The sequence below is a fragment of the Arsukibacterium sp. genome, from assembly GCF_036735525.1.
In the GTDB taxonomy this organism is placed as follows: domain Bacteria; phylum Pseudomonadota; class Gammaproteobacteria; order Enterobacterales; family Alteromonadaceae; genus Alishewanella.
Window position 1 is genome coordinate 55,595 of record NZ_DAINOE010000005.1, and the last position, 13,385, is coordinate 68,979.

16 protein-coding genes and 1 tRNA gene are annotated in these 13,385 nt (G+C 46.3%); 7 read left to right on the forward strand and 10 right to left on the reverse strand.

Going from position 1 to position 13,385, the window contains the following annotated elements; all coding sequences use genetic code 11:
* The first annotated feature begins 40 nt into the window (after nucleotides 1-40).
* Entirely contained in the window at nucleotides 41-331 is a 291-nt protein-coding gene (locus tag V7D78_RS02055; RefSeq protein ID WP_333606761.1) for a hypothetical protein, read from the forward strand.
* A 2-nt stretch (nucleotides 332-333) separates the two neighbouring features.
* Here the strand turns inward: V7D78_RS02055 and V7D78_RS02060 are convergent, their stop codons facing one another.
* The gene (locus V7D78_RS02060) at nucleotides 334-1,836 is read right to left on the reverse strand and encodes a DUF3413 domain-containing protein (protein WP_333606762.1); all 1,503 of its coding nucleotides are present in this window, start codon (nucleotides 1,834-1,836) and stop codon (nucleotides 334-336) included.
* Between the two features lie 5 nt (nucleotides 1,837-1,841).
* Nucleotides 1,842-2,066 carry a DUF1414 domain-containing protein gene (locus V7D78_RS02065; protein WP_333606763.1) on the reverse strand — a complete coding sequence of 75 codons (225 nt, stop codon included), beginning with the start codon at nucleotides 2,064-2,066 and terminating at the stop codon, nucleotides 1,842-1,844.
* A gap of 70 nt (nucleotides 2,067-2,136) precedes the next feature.
* Here V7D78_RS02065 and yejK point away from each other — a divergent pair, with 70 nt between their 5' ends.
* A complete protein-coding gene (gene yejK / locus V7D78_RS02070) occupies nucleotides 2,137-3,174 on the forward strand; it encodes a nucleoid-associated protein YejK (protein ID WP_333606764.1) in 1,038 nt (345 codons plus the stop codon).
* Between the two features lie 129 nt (nucleotides 3,175-3,303).
* Here yejK and V7D78_RS02075 read toward each other — a convergent pair whose 3' ends face one another.
* From V7D78_RS02075 to V7D78_RS02085, 3 genes are read right to left on the reverse strand one after another with little or no spacing between them, the layout of a single operon-like run.
* Entirely contained in the window at nucleotides 3,304-4,005 is a 702-nt protein-coding gene (locus tag V7D78_RS02075; protein ID WP_333606765.1) for a M15 family metallopeptidase, read from the reverse strand.
* Nucleotides 3,992-5,161 carry a succinyl-diaminopimelate desuccinylase gene (gene dapE / locus V7D78_RS02080; RefSeq protein WP_333606766.1) on the reverse strand — a complete coding sequence of 390 codons (1,170 nt, stop codon included), beginning with the start codon at nucleotides 5,159-5,161 and terminating at the stop codon, nucleotides 3,992-3,994. The genes V7D78_RS02075 and dapE overlap by 14 nt, the downstream gene beginning before the upstream one ends.
* A 1-nt stretch (nucleotide 5,162) precedes the next feature.
* A complete protein-coding gene (locus V7D78_RS02085) occupies nucleotides 5,163-5,510 on the reverse strand; it encodes an ArsC family reductase (protein WP_333606767.1) in 348 nt (115 codons plus the stop codon).
* Nucleotides 5,511-5,811: 301 nt separating this feature from the next.
* Here V7D78_RS02085 and yfbV point away from each other — a divergent pair, with 301 nt between their 5' ends.
* Entirely contained in the window at nucleotides 5,812-6,258 is a 447-nt protein-coding gene (gene yfbV, locus V7D78_RS02090) for a terminus macrodomain insulation protein YfbV (protein WP_333606768.1), read from the forward strand.
* On the opposite strand, the gene xthA is transcribed toward yfbV, so the two are convergent.
* A complete protein-coding gene (gene xthA, locus V7D78_RS02095; RefSeq protein WP_333606769.1) occupies nucleotides 6,255-7,067 on the reverse strand; it encodes an exodeoxyribonuclease III in 813 nt (270 codons plus the stop codon). The genes yfbV and xthA overlap by 4 nt on opposite strands.
* 101 nt (nucleotides 7,068-7,168) lie before the next feature.
* On the opposite strand from xthA, the gene V7D78_RS02100 reads away from it, so the two are divergent.
* Both V7D78_RS02100 and deoC read left to right on the forward strand, forming a co-directional pair.
* The gene (locus tag V7D78_RS02100; protein WP_333606778.1) at nucleotides 7,169-7,864 is read left to right on the forward strand and encodes a M48 family metallopeptidase; all 696 of its coding nucleotides are present in this window, start codon (nucleotides 7,169-7,171) and stop codon (nucleotides 7,862-7,864) included.
* Nucleotides 7,865-8,105: 241 nt separating this feature from the next.
* Nucleotides 8,106-8,852 carry a deoxyribose-phosphate aldolase gene (gene deoC / locus V7D78_RS02105; RefSeq protein WP_333606770.1) on the forward strand — a complete coding sequence of 249 codons (747 nt, stop codon included), beginning with the start codon at nucleotides 8,106-8,108 and terminating at the stop codon, nucleotides 8,850-8,852.
* 7 nt (nucleotides 8,853-8,859) lie between these two features.
* On the opposite strand, the gene V7D78_RS02110 is transcribed toward deoC, so the two are convergent.
* A complete protein-coding gene (locus V7D78_RS02110; protein WP_333606771.1) occupies nucleotides 8,860-10,491 on the reverse strand; it encodes a response regulator in 1,632 nt (543 codons plus the stop codon).
* Between the two features lie 145 nt (nucleotides 10,492-10,636).
* Nucleotides 10,637-10,721: transfer RNA gene (locus tag V7D78_RS02115), tRNA-Tyr, on the reverse strand.
* A gap of 110 nt (nucleotides 10,722-10,831) precedes the next feature.
* On the opposite strand from V7D78_RS02115, the gene V7D78_RS02120 reads away from it, so the two are divergent.
* Entirely contained in the window at nucleotides 10,832-11,299 is a 468-nt protein-coding gene (locus tag V7D78_RS02120) for a VC2046/SO_2500 family protein (protein ID WP_333606772.1), read from the forward strand.
* 28 nt (nucleotides 11,300-11,327) lie between these two features.
* Here the strand turns inward: V7D78_RS02120 and V7D78_RS02125 are convergent, their stop codons facing one another.
* Both V7D78_RS02125 and V7D78_RS02130 read right to left on the reverse strand, forming a co-directional pair.
* Nucleotides 11,328-11,801, reverse strand: a complete 474-nt coding sequence (locus V7D78_RS02125; protein ID WP_333606773.1) for a YchJ family protein — start codon at nucleotides 11,799-11,801, stop codon at nucleotides 11,328-11,330.
* An 88-nt stretch (nucleotides 11,802-11,889) separates the two neighbouring features.
* Entirely contained in the window at nucleotides 11,890-12,333 is a 444-nt protein-coding gene (locus V7D78_RS02130) for a SulA-like leucine-rich domain-containing protein (RefSeq protein ID WP_333606774.1), read from the reverse strand.
* 183 nt (nucleotides 12,334-12,516) lie between these two features.
* Between V7D78_RS02130 and V7D78_RS02135 the strand changes: the two genes are divergently transcribed.
* On the forward strand, nucleotides 12,517-13,218 hold the full coding sequence (locus tag V7D78_RS02135) for a DUF3581 family protein (protein ID WP_333606775.1): 702 nt from the start codon (nucleotides 12,517-12,519) through the stop codon (nucleotides 13,216-13,218).
* The last annotated feature ends 167 nt before the right edge of the window (nucleotides 13,219-13,385 follow it).

Genomic DNA, 13,385 nt, shown 5'->3' on the forward strand with positions numbered 1-13,385 from the left:
TCATCGTATAAATAGCATCAATAAATAAGAGAGTAGTAAGATGGATTGTCGGCAGTTTCTGGATATTAAGCAGTACGAGTTCCTGATGAATTTTTTTATGCGCCGCCAGCAGCAATTAGAGTTGAGTAAGTTGGATGAGCCTTTATCATATGACGGCTATAGTCAGTATGATCAGCTTAGTCAGCAAGTGATAAAAGAAGCAGAACAAGCTTTTTTAGCCTGTTACCAACAGCCGGTACCGCCCATCGTTTATACTAATTTGTTTCATTTAGCCGAGCTGGAGCTGGCCGGTAAAAGGCCAAGAATCAAAGCACCCAGCCAACTACAGTAGCGCTAATCCAGTCGTTTAAGTGCGTCAGTCAGCATCGGAATATCTAAACGTTCATTTAATGGCACTAAGGTGCCGGCTGACCAACTGCTGTGGCTGCCATCCTGGCGCAGCAGCATCATTTTGTCTTTGCGAATACTGATAATATCTCCCTGACTAAGCAACAACTTGGGCAGTGCGCTGGGCGCTAGTAAATTATCACCTAATAAAGGTTTACTACTGTTACATCCCGCAGCGGCTAACAAGCTGGGTAACCAATCTAAGTGTTGGCTGCCGTGCTGTTTTAACTGTTGTGTCAGTGCGGGCCAACGCACCAGAATCGTTACCGGGGCCAGAGCCACTTGTTGCGGTTTACTGTGTAGCGGCACCAGTACAATATGTTGATAGTGCTGATAGTTAGCAAAGCGTAATTCTGGTTCATCATCGAACACCACACTAAAGGGCGCCGCAGGCATTGGCATTAACCAGCTTAATTCAGAAGCCAGAGCTTTGCTTTGAGTATGGATACTGACAAGGCTTGCAGGCAACTGTTGTAACCAACTGGGTGCTTGCTGTAACTGCTGAAGACTCTGCTCGTCTAATAAAAACTGCCCATACAACAAATTTAGCAAGGCCTCTTGCGGCTTGCTTGGTGCATAGTGCTGATCGTGTAATCTAAATCCCTGCTGGCGAAAGAATGTGACTTGTGAGGGGCTAAGCTGCTCACTAACCAGGATCAGGGTGGATTCAGCAGGCGCAGGGCCACAATGTAATGCGGTATATTCTGCCTGTGGTGTGTCAGGGGTTAAAAATGCCGCCTGGCGTTTAGCGCGCTGGCTCAAATCGACCAGTTGATAGCGCGACAATAAACTTTTGGCGGTGGCAGGGTATGAAAAGGGCAGTACATTGTCTTGCTTGGTAATATCCCATTTTAAGTTGGCATCAGCGTAGATATGCAGCAGGTGACTAAGCATAAAGCTACCAATAAAAAATATTAATATGGGTTTTTTAAAGGTGCTCTGATTCAGATAGCTGATTTTTTTCCAGCAGAAATTACCTATTAATAATTGGGTTGCAAATAATACTGCGCCTACCACCAGCACAATAGCAATAAAGTTTCGCAGATTGGTCACGACTTGCTGGCGTAATAACTCCACTGTCTGATCATAAGACGCGCTGCCAATATGGTAGCCCAGCTGGGCATAGACATAAGCATCAAATATCAGTACTACCAGGCCCAAACTGGCCAACACGGCAGCAAGGCCCCTTATATGGCGCTGATAAGGAAAAATCAGACACAAAGGGAAAATAGTCAGGATAAAAAACATGAAGCATAAAAATGCGGTATGGCCAAACCAGTTCAGTGACAAATAGACCCAGCCCAGAAAAGACACAGGCGCAGGTTCAGATAACCAGTACACAGCGGTGACGACCAGTGCCAGCAGTATATTAAAAAAACTGAACCAGTGACCCCAATTTAGCAGCCGGTGCACTTTTTTGACTAAAGAAAGGTTTTGCTCCAGCACCATGGTAATTAATTGCTTTTGCTATCAACAGCGTCAAGCAGGGCCTGACTAAAATGGCTGGCGACAGCCTGACGTTGTGCTGCAGGTACACTGCTATTAAGCACATGGCTGACGGCATTGCCCAGACACATCAGGCTAAGTTCAGTGGTCGCCTGGTTAGCATGCAGGGTGTCTAACAGCTTATTCACCAGGCTTTCGATCTGGGCAGTAGAATATTTTGATACAATTGGCATGTAATACTCGAAAATTAACGACAGTAAACAAGTAGAATAGTAACAGACTTCAGAATAAACAGGAAAAATTATGTCGGTACAGATGCAGCATTTGGCGATTAACTATATAGCGCTGACAGACAATGGTGAGCATAAAGCGCATTATCGGGATGGTTTAATTAGCCTAAGTCCGGAAGTGGGCGCCTTAGTTGAACAGTTACATTTGGCCTATAACGGTAAACCTGCCAAAGGCTATGCCGCTTTTACCGCAGAAAAACCACAACACTTTGTAACCGCCTTAGCTGACTGGCAAGGCGATAACTCAAATTTTACCGGCTTTAGTAAAGCGGCCACCGATGCCCTGGTGCAGCAGTTAAGTCAGCATCAACTTCCGGAAAGCGGTTATTTACTGTTAGCGCACTATCGTTTTTTAACCAGTGATTTTTTACTGATTTGCTTATTAGGCAGTAAAGATCACTTTGCGCTGACCGATCAGCTAGATTTATCCACTTCGCGACATTTAGACATTGCCCGCATGCAACTGGCCGCGCGCATAGATTTAACTGAGTATCAGGTTAACCAGGCCGCGGGGCATTATATCAGCTTTATTCGTGGCAGAGCCGGGCGCAAAGTGGCCGATTTTTTCTTAGACTTTCTTGGTTGTGAAGAAGCCACTGATGCCAGAGCTAACAGTAAAACAGTGCTGGCAGGAGTAGAAGAGTATCTTAGTGCTGCTGAGTTTGATGCTGCTGAAAAAACCAGTGCCAGACGTGAGGTATTTGATTACTGTGAACAACGCGCTAAAGCCGGGCTTGAAGTGGTGCTAACGGAGCTCTCTGCAGTAGTAGATCCTGAGCAGCAAAATGGGTTTTTACATTACTGTCAGGAGCAGCAATTAGCGGTAGCGGCGCAGTTTCCGGTTGAAGTAAAAGAGCTGAAGCAACTGGTCAAATTTAATGGAAGTGGCGCGGGTTTGTCGTTAAGTTTTGATGAGAAGTTACTGGGTGAGCGGGTGCAATATAATGCCGCAACCGATACGCTGGTAATTAAGGGCACGCCGCCTAATCTTCGTGATCAGCTACAACGTTTTGTTCAGGGCTATTCGTCTTTTGATTCGTCTTCGTCATAGTCTTCGATGTAGTGGTTGAGTTGCTTACTTCTGCGGCTTTAAATGGCTTATTGGCCAGCCGCAGCAGTAGTAATATGTTACTGATTATCAGCCCAAAAGCGAATAATAGTGCTAGCGTCAGTGGCCAGTTCATCGGTTCTGCTTGCTCAGATCACAGATATTTTCAACGTAGTGCTGATACAAGTAAGGTAATTCGCTTAGCACGCACTGCTGTTCTGCAATAGGATGAGCCAGCAAAGCCTGTCGCAGTGTTTCAACAGAAAACGCGGCTAAAAAGGCTTGAGATAAAGGCGCATAACTCAGATGCCAGGGTTCTGCCGCTACCCCCCCCTGATAACGTAAATAAGGCCGGAAAAAACCAAAGTTTTCAGCGTTAGTAGTTAACCAGGCATCCATTCTGGCAAAAGGGCCTCCCGCTTGATATTCAGTAGTGAGTAATTGCGGCTGATAATCTGAGCTAACCGCCGCCGCATCATACAAATCTAACTCTGTGCCCCAGTGGTGCCGGCTAGCGCCTGGCAAAGCGGAGTACAGCATGATGGCTTCTAGTTTTTTGAGGCCACTCAGCTGTGTGATATCCACAATTTGTTGCTGTAAATTGTAGACAGGGCGCTGCCCGTTACACTTAGCTTGCCATATGGCCGCCTGACGCTCAAAACTGCGAAAGGCCGAGACAATCTGAAGTGATATCCCATCCACCATCGCGGCCTTGCATAACGCCAGCCAGGCATCCAGCATCTGGGCATGCGCTAAGTGCTGCGCGCTAAATGGGCACAGATGCTGCTGGCTGCGCCCGGTTAGCATTTGTGGCGTAATATTAAGTGTTGGCATTGACGAGTTGCTGTTGCAGGTTAACCAGTAAGGCCTGGTACATGTCAGCTAACAGGGTTAGGTCGGAAATAGACACGCATTCATTAATTTTATGAATAGTGGCATTACAGGGGCCTAACTCAACTACTTGTGCACCCGTGGGGGCAATAAAGCGGCCATCGGAGGTGCCGCCGGTGGTTTCCAGCCTTGGGCTGAACCCTTGCACCTGCTCTACTGCTCCTACTACAGCCTCAACCAGGCTTCCGCTATCGGTTAAGAAGGGTAAGCCATTTAAAATCCAGCTGAGCTGATAGTCCAGGCCATGTTTATCCAAAATAGCGTAGACCCGTTGCTGTAATTGCTCTGCTGTCAGTTCAGTGCTGTAGCGAAAATTAAACATGACCTTTAGTTCACCCGGGACGATATTTGATGCCCCGGTGCCGGCCTGAATGTTGGCAATTTGAAAGCTGGTTGCCGGGAAAAAGGCATTGCCATTATCCCAATGTTCTGCGGCCAGTTCTGCCAGAGCGGGCGCGGCTTTGTGCACCGGATTATCGGCTAAATGCGGGTAGGCGACATGCCCCTGAATCCCTTTGACCGTTAAATGCCCGGTTAAAGAACCACGACGACCGTTTTTAATGACATCACCCACTTGCTGAGCGCTAGACGGCTCACCAACCAGACACCAGTTAATTTTTTCCTGACGTTGCTCCAGCGTCTCGATAACCCGCACAGTACCATTTATAAAGGGGCCTTCCTCATCACTGGTCAGTAAAAAAGCAATATCAAAAGCCGGCTCTGGTGTTTGAGCGATAAAGCGTTCAGTGGCCACCAACATCGCGGCCAGGCTGCCTTTCATATCCGCCGCACCGCGGCCAAATAAGGTGTCGCCAATGATAGTCGGCTGAAAAGGCGGGGTATGCCATTGTGCTTCTGGCCCGGTAGGCACCACATCAGTGTGCCCGGCAAAGCAAAATAGCGGTTTGTTTTTTCCAAACCGCGCCCACATATTTAACGTATCTTCAAATGGCAGCATTTCAATGTCAAAGCCAATAGCCGCTAAACGCCCGGCAAACAGGGCTTGGCAACCTGCATCTTCTGGCGAAATTGAAGGGCGGCTGATTAAGTCCATGGCTAACGCTAAAACAGGGTTGTGCAGAGGGTCCAACAGGGTCATGTTATTGTTCCAATAATTGTTGATATTGTTCGGCATTAAAACCTAGCAAGTAGGTGCTGTCTTTAAATAACAGCGGGCGTTTGATCATTGCCGGTTGTTGCAGCATCAATGCCAGCGCTGTTTGCTCGTTAAGATCAGCTTTTTGCTCAGCGGGCAGGGCTCTGAAGGTGGTGCCGCGGGTGTTAAGTAAATTCTGCCAGCCAAGTTGCTGACTAAAACTGGCCAGTAATGCGGCCGATAGGCCATCCTGGCGGTAATCGATAAATTGGTAAGGAGCCTGGTGTTGCTCCAGAAACTTACGGGCTTTTTTAATGGTGTCGCAATTTTTGATGCCATAAAGCGTAATCATGGTGGCGGCAAACTCCGGGTATTGCTGAGAAAAACAGCCCTAGAGTCTACCGCAGACTGACAGTTTCTAAAATAGCGCTGCTGGCATTTCAGACAAAAATCTGTTTTGTTTCAGAGAGCTTTAAGGTTGTCCACAGAAGCTGTGGGTAACCTTGTTAAGAAGCGGGAATAAAGCATCTAATTATTTGAAATATAGGATTTTGTTTTAACGGTGTTGTTTTTGAGCAGCTGTGGCAAAGTAATTAACAGCGTACTATGCTACAGTTAAAGCAACTGCGCATCAGGCTGTCAGGGGAATAACGATGCAAATGAATATGTTTAGAGTGTTACAAACCGGGCGTGACTATAGTCAGGTTTGGCCGGTAAAGCCTGAGCTGAATGCGTTATTTCCGGAAAATAAAATCATTCAACTCACCCGTTTTTCATTTCGCTTTTTGCCGGTGTTTGCGGTAATTACAGCAATGTTTCAGTTAAAATTGCTAGGCGCTGAGCAGCTCGGGACTATTATGGCAATGATGTTTTTTCTGATCAGCCTGCCATTACAAGGTTGGTACTGGCTGGGAGTGCGTGCCAGTACGCCTTTACCGCCCGCATTACTAACCTGGTGTCAGCAACTGCGTGAAAAAATGCAGACTCAGGGTATTGAGCTTAAATCAGAGCAGGCGCCAAAAAGTTACTTGGATTTGGCGCAGCTGCTCAAACAAGCATATCAACAACTTGACAAGGCTTTTATCCGGCAGTGGTTTTAAGATAAGTTAAACTCTGACCAGACCGGAGCATGATCTGACGGTCGCTCTATGCCTCTGAGTTCGTAATCAATATCAGATGCTATGCAGCATGCTGCCAGTGCTTTCGTGGCCAACACCACGTCAATGCGCAGGCCGCGGTTATCATCAAAGCCTTTAGAGCGGTAATCAAACCAGCTATAGCGTTCTGTGGTTGTCGGGTGCAAGCTGCGAAAGGTATCCACTAAACCCCAGTCTTTTAAGCGTGCTAACCAGGCGCGTTCTTCTGGCAAAAAGGAGGTTTTGCCTTCACGCAACCAGCGTTTAGCATTGGCTTCGCCGATGCCTATATCGACATCTTCTGGGGAGATGTTAATGTCGCCTATCACCGCTAACAGCTCGTCAGGCTGGTGATGTTGCAGCAAATAATGCTGTAAATCATCATAAAATTTGGCTTTTGCAGGAAACTTAGTAGGATGCTCCCGGTTTTCACCTTGCGGGAAATAGCCGTTAAGTACAGTCAGACTGCTGCCATTTGCCAGTGCAAATTTGCCGATAATCATGCGTCGTTGCGCGTCAGTAGCATCGCCGGGAAAGCCATATTGCAGCTGAGTGGCGGCTTGCTTGCTAAGAATAGCCACGCCATAATGGCCTTTCTGGCCAAAGTAATACACCTGATATCCCATAGCTTGCACTTGTGCCAACGGGAACTCATCGTCATGTACTTTAATCTCTTGCAAGCCAACAATATCGGGCTGATGTTTGTCAAGAAGTGCCTGCAACTGATGCAACCTGGCACGGATGCCGTTAATATTAAAAGAAATAATTTTCATTAAGCTGGTCCGGTTATTTACCACTAAAGGCTGGATCATAACATGGAAAACCTGAAACAGGGCAAGCCAGCCAGGCCAAGAGAACAGGAGATATTGTGTTGATGCGACAACAGGCGCTTCCTTTTACTTATCAAACCGTGTTTAGTGCGCGTCGGCGCACTGTGGCAATCAGTGTGCAGCAAGCAGCCGTCACAGTCAGGGCGCCCAAGGGGTATTGTCAGCAGCAACTACTGACGTTACTTACCGATAAGCAGCATTGGGTGATGCAGCACTTGCAACGACAACAGGCTCAGTTACTGCCTGAGTTATCAAAGCGAACAGAGCTTTGGTTTGCCGGGCAGCAGCTGTCACTAAGCTGGCAATATGCCCCTAAGGGGGGACTAAGCCTGCAACATCAGCATATACAACTCACGGTGCCAAAAACGGTTACCGCAGAGCGACTTGACGCCTATTTAGCCAAATTGTTAAGGCAATGGCTAGAGTCACAAGCGACCGATTGGTTTGCAGAGCGTGTGCAGCATTGGCAAGAGGTGATGCAGGTTAAACCGACTCAGTTACAACTGGGTAACTGGCGTCGTAAATGGGGGTATTGTGACAGTAAAGGCCGGGTGGGGTTTAATTGGCGTTTATTGCAAGCGCCAGCCTGGGTTGCCGACTATGTTGTCGTGCACGAACTGGCTCATCTGCGGCACCTTAATCACTCAGCCGCTTTTTGGTTGTGGGTACAGCAGCTATATCCATTACATAAAGCCGCCAGTGATTGGTTAACACAACATCAGACAGAGCTGTATTGGTAAAAAAAAGCCGGCACAATGGCCGGCAATACACACAAGGACTTCGAACGGGAGAGAAACACAACATCAACACAACTATAAACTCTGACCGGCATATATTGAAAAGATTCCATGACAAATAGATTATTTTCAATTTATTTTTAGTTTTTGCAATTTAAAGGCTAACTGGTTTAAGCTTCTGGCCAAATATGCTGGTGCGCTGTTGTCACCAGTCTTACCAGACCCGCCTATGGAGTATAGCGAGATGGCTAATCCAGCACGATTATTACAGATTGCATCCTTACTTGATGTTACCCGCTTAACGGATGAGGATAGCTCGGCTGAGGTCGAACAATGGCTGACTGACTTGCCCTTGCTACCGACGTCTGTAGCGGCCTATTGTGTTTATCCGCAGTTTTTAGCGCAAACATCATCCTACATTACCAAGAAGGGTTTCACTGCGGCCCTGGCAACAGTGGTCAATTTCCCCTCCGGAAATCTACCGGTAGATCTGGTGTTGCAGCAAATTGAGCAGGCTTTAGCACTGGGTGCTCAGGAGATTGACTGTGTATTACCTTATCAGGCATTGCTGAGGGGGGAGCATGGTTTTGTTAAACATTTTTTGTATGATATTCGACAGGCCTGTGCCGGCAAATGCTTAAAAATTATTATTGAGTCGGGTGAGTTAGTCACAGCACAACAAATTGCCAAAGCCAGCGAGCTGGTGATCGACGGGGGGGCTGACTTTGTTAAAACCTCTACTGGCAAGGTACCCGTAGGTGTCACTATGGAAGCGGCACGTATTATTTTAACCGTGATTGCCGCCAGTGAGCGCCCGGTGGGCTTTAAAGCATCTGGCGGCGTCAGGACTTTGCAGCAAGCTGAGGCATTGACCGAATTATACGAAAGTGTCACCGGCAAACAAGCTACTGCTCAAAGGATGCGTATCGGTGCCAGTGCGATATTAACTGAATTGGCAGACGCTATCAGCAGTCAGGCCCGAGCGAAGTGAGTAGCGCTCAGCGTTTAAAGCCGCTTCGCACTTTTTCAAACTGTTGTACTAATTCCTGATAGCGTTGCTGGTGATGCTCTGGTAACGGCATGTTATCAACAATTCTGAACGTTTTTTTGCACTTTTCATATAGCTCATGCGGGCGTGATTTTTGTTGGCTGTAGAGTATTTGCAGTGCACTTTGAATATAGTTTAACGCGGCGCCGGTATTCATCGGCGCCAACTCCAGGGCCAGTTCAAAACGTTGCAGGGCAGCAGAGAATTGTCCGGTTTTATATAAGGCTATTCCTTCTTTATTTAATGCTTTAAAACGCTGTTGTAGCTGCTCGGCATGGCGGTTTTGCTCTGTCAGCAAGTGCTTTAGAACCGGATTGTTTTGCATATCAGTACTGATCAGTTGTTGTAGCGATGACGCTTGTTCATATTCGCCGATTTGGTTTAACAACATGACGGTATCAGGAATGGTATCGGCTTGCGCTTGAGCCTGCTCTGCCACGACGGCATAGCTTTTTTTGGCCTGAAACTGCTGGCCACTGACCGACTCTAATCTGGCCTGACACAGCGATTCAAACACATCAAAATCAATTTCCCGTACCAATTGCTCGTCGCGACGTGCTCTTTGTAATGCCAGCAGGGCTTCTTGTTGATAACGATTACGCAACTGCGGCTCGTCTGCCTGGCTGGCGGCGTCAATTACAGAGCGAATATAGTTTAACAGGTGAATAATATCCTGACGCATGGAACGGCGGGTGATTTCATACAATTGCTTACTGGCTTGTACTTGAGCAGGAACATCATGCAGCGCATGGGCAATTTTCAACATCAAATATTGTCGGCTTAAAGAGTAGGGAGCGATGTCAGCTGCTGCTTTAATACAGCTAAACGCCTGCTCAGGTTCTTGCTTAGCCACATAACATTGCGCCATTAAATCATAGGCTTCAGCAAAATAACGATTCTCATTAATAGCTTCTTCGCACAGCGCCAGGCAGTCAGTGAAATGGCGTTGTGATAAGCTGATTTTGGCACGCAGGATAAGTGCCCAGCCACTGCGGCGCTGCTCTAACTCAATAGCCAGTAGTTGTTTCGCTTCATCAAAGCGCTGCAACTTTAGCAAGTTTTCAATCAGTACTCTCTTGCAAAACTGTTGATAGCGGCTATTTTGGCTAAGTTCTTGTTGGCATAATTCAACGATACGCTCTGGCAGTTCATCATGTAGCGCTTGAAACATGGCGCTAAGGTGAGACTTTTTATTCTGCAAGCGAACAATTCGATTGCGAAGCACACTTTGTGAAAAAGGCTTCATCAGGTAATCATCCGGCTCTAACTCCACGGCGCTGACCACCATAGGCACAGTATTTTCGCCGGTCACCATCATAAAAATACTGCTGGGTTTTAGGAGTTTTTTTTCACGCAGATCTTCGAGTAACTGTTTGCCGTTTTTACCAATCCCCAGATGATAATCAACAAATAAAATATCAAAGTCGTTATGGTGACACTTGGCCAGCGCTTGCTCGCCACTCGGAGCAAAAGCCACATTTGTCGCGCCCATAGAATACAAAATGCCTTTGAGCATCAGCTGAAAGGCGCGTTGGTCATCGACAATCAATACCCGTTGATTTTCGAGTGTCTTATTATCCATTTTGTTTTACTGACAAGAACTTAGCGACATAGTGCAAGTGTCGGCAATATGCTGGAGATTATCAAGGTTTAAAATAGAGATATAAAAGGATGGGCAGAATTAATTAACTTTTATATTTATTGAAAAATGAAGTGTAGTAATGAAATGGTGGAGGGGGAAGGATTCGAACCTTCGAAGGCAGTGCCGGCAGATTTACAGTCTGATCCCTTTGGCCACTCGGGAACCCCTCCACAAGTGCAGGCGCATATTATCAAACTGTCTTTTGATGTAAAGCATTTTACTTAACTTTTTTGTTTGTCTGCCGATAAAGCCAGCAACAGTGCTAAAAACTAAGCAATATATGCAAATAACCAATGAATGGCAGTTAGATAATCGGCTAAGTCGTTGCCTGAATGAAGCGCAGCGGGCAGATTTTTCGCTATGGTTAGCCATGTTGTCAGCTGCGGTCGATGAGATGGCGCCTTTTTTTACGCTTGAGGTTGAGCAATCGCAGACGAAAGCGGATCTATATCAGGCGCTGGCGGTAGCAAAAGCACGACGCTTTGATTGGCAAGATACAGATATAGCGCTGAGTAAATTACATAGTGAAGCACTTATTAGCGGTGGGCTTGGGCAATTAAAGTTACAGAGTTATTTACAGCCTGGGCCTGTTGTTATGCAGGACAATAAACGTAAACTGTCTGACAGTGTCTGGCAGAATTTAAATCATCATGCCAGGCGCAGGCTGACGGACCCAGCGCTGCAAAAGCCTACGGCTGATGCCACAGGGCTTTATGAGGTATTACAACAACTGCATCAGACCGCATAAAATCTTTCAGTCCGGTCCTGCCGGAGATTCAGGCCTGAGCTGAGGCCAGATGCTGATGACATTGTTTAAATTTTTTACCACTACCGCAGGGGCAAGTGTCATTACGATTAATCTTGTTACTGCTAAATTCGGTTACTCCCGCGGTGTAATACCAGCGATGCTCAAATACAAAATTTGACGTTTCGGCTAAGGTCTCTAGCTTATTGCCACTTATATAGCGGGCAATAAAGCTGACAGTGTGGTTGGTTTCATTAACCTTGATGATATCCAGTGCCACAAAGTGAACCTGCTCAGCAAAAGCAGTGATTTCTTCCTTTATCGTTACTGTGCGCCCGCTTGCATGTTGTGTCTGTACCAGATAATCAATCTGCTTCAGGCAATAAGCGCTATAACGCGAACGCATTAACTGTAGTGGGCTAGTAGCATACTGTTTGGCTGTTAATACAGGTTCACAACATTCAGCAAAAGACAGCTTAGAGCAACAATAGCAATTTAAAGACATAGCAGCTTCTCGTATAAAGGCGGTAAATACATAAGTTACCGCGTTTTTCGTTGGCTATTATAATCTGTTAACCGCGTTTGTTGTTAGCTTAGTGAGTCAGATTGCCCGCTGCAGGCTGCAATTGATATAAGGTCGTTTGTGTTTGTTCGGCTAACTGAGTCAGCTGCGGCTGTGGTTCTGAGCTAAAACAAATCACCACTGAAGTGGTATCTGCCTTTAAGGCTTGTTGTACACAATCGGCGGCAGTCAGCTTTATTGTTGGATGAATAACCAGAATACGATCCACGGGTAATTGGTATGACTCCGCTAAAAACTTATCAGGTAACTGTTGCGGCGCAACCAGTACTATCCAGCCTGTACTGTATTGATGTTGTTTTAGAATATTAATTAATGCCAGTTCAGTACTGTCTTGTCCGGCAGTTTGTACCAGCTGGTATAAGGCAGTGCCAGGCCGAAAATCTGCTTTAATAGCACGCTTAACTAAGGCGTTAGCCGAATAACCATGTTGTTTATTGTTGGTTGAGACTTTCATGCTTGCTCCTAACTGGCTTTATATACAGTGTATAGATATACAGTAGTTGCTGTTGGGATTTTACGCAAGCTTTTTTTAAGGGCAAGCCGGTTTTTTTAGCTGAGCATTTAACACTGGCTAGACCATCTTTAGTGCAAATTAGGCTAGAATAGCCAGTTCGTCAGTTAACTGAGCAGTAATCAGATGTTGTTAGATGATTTTATAACTAAGAATGCAGAGTCCTTTAGCTTTAGCCGACTGCAATCTTGCCGCTTTGCCAAACAGGTTGCGACAGACTTTAATCCTATTCATGATGAAGACGCTAAACGCTTTTGCGTGCCTGGCGATTTATTATTTGCCTACTTGCTCAGTCATTATGGTTTGAATGCGTCTATCAGTTGTCATTTTGCCGGCATGGTCAGTGCGGATGTCAGTTTATATTGTCGCGAAACAGCAGAACACATCCAAATTTGTGATAGCAATGACAAAGTGTATTTAACCTTGCAGCGTTCAGGCGCGCTCACGCAAGACTTAAATATCATCGAACCGCTGATTAAAGACTATGTGCAATTTTCCGGGCAAAACTTCCCTCATATATTACAACCCTTAATGCAGCAACAGCAGGTGATGATCAATCCGCTGCGTCCCTTAGTGATCTATGAAAGCATGGCATTACACTTTACTCAGCTGCCTACTGCGGCTGTGCAGATTAGCCTGGCGTCATCTTCATTAAAAGTTGAGGGTAAGCGCGGTTCTGTTTTATTGAATTTTATTGTCAGCCAACAAGGACAGACCATTGGTGCCGGTGAAAAACGAATGATTTTAAGTAACCTGCAGCCTTACGATCAGCAGATCATGCAGCAGATGGTAGACGAGTATAACCAGCGTAAAGCAAGGCATATTTAGCGCTCGTCTATAGTCAGCTGGCTAACCGTGCATCCTTACTAAGCGTTTTGCGCAAAAAACAGGCAGTCGATTGCGAAAAGCAAATTAGCGCTTGCACAGTGTTTAAATCTCCCTATAATGCGCATCCACAGACGGCGACAACGGTAACGAAGTTGAGTCTGCTAAGC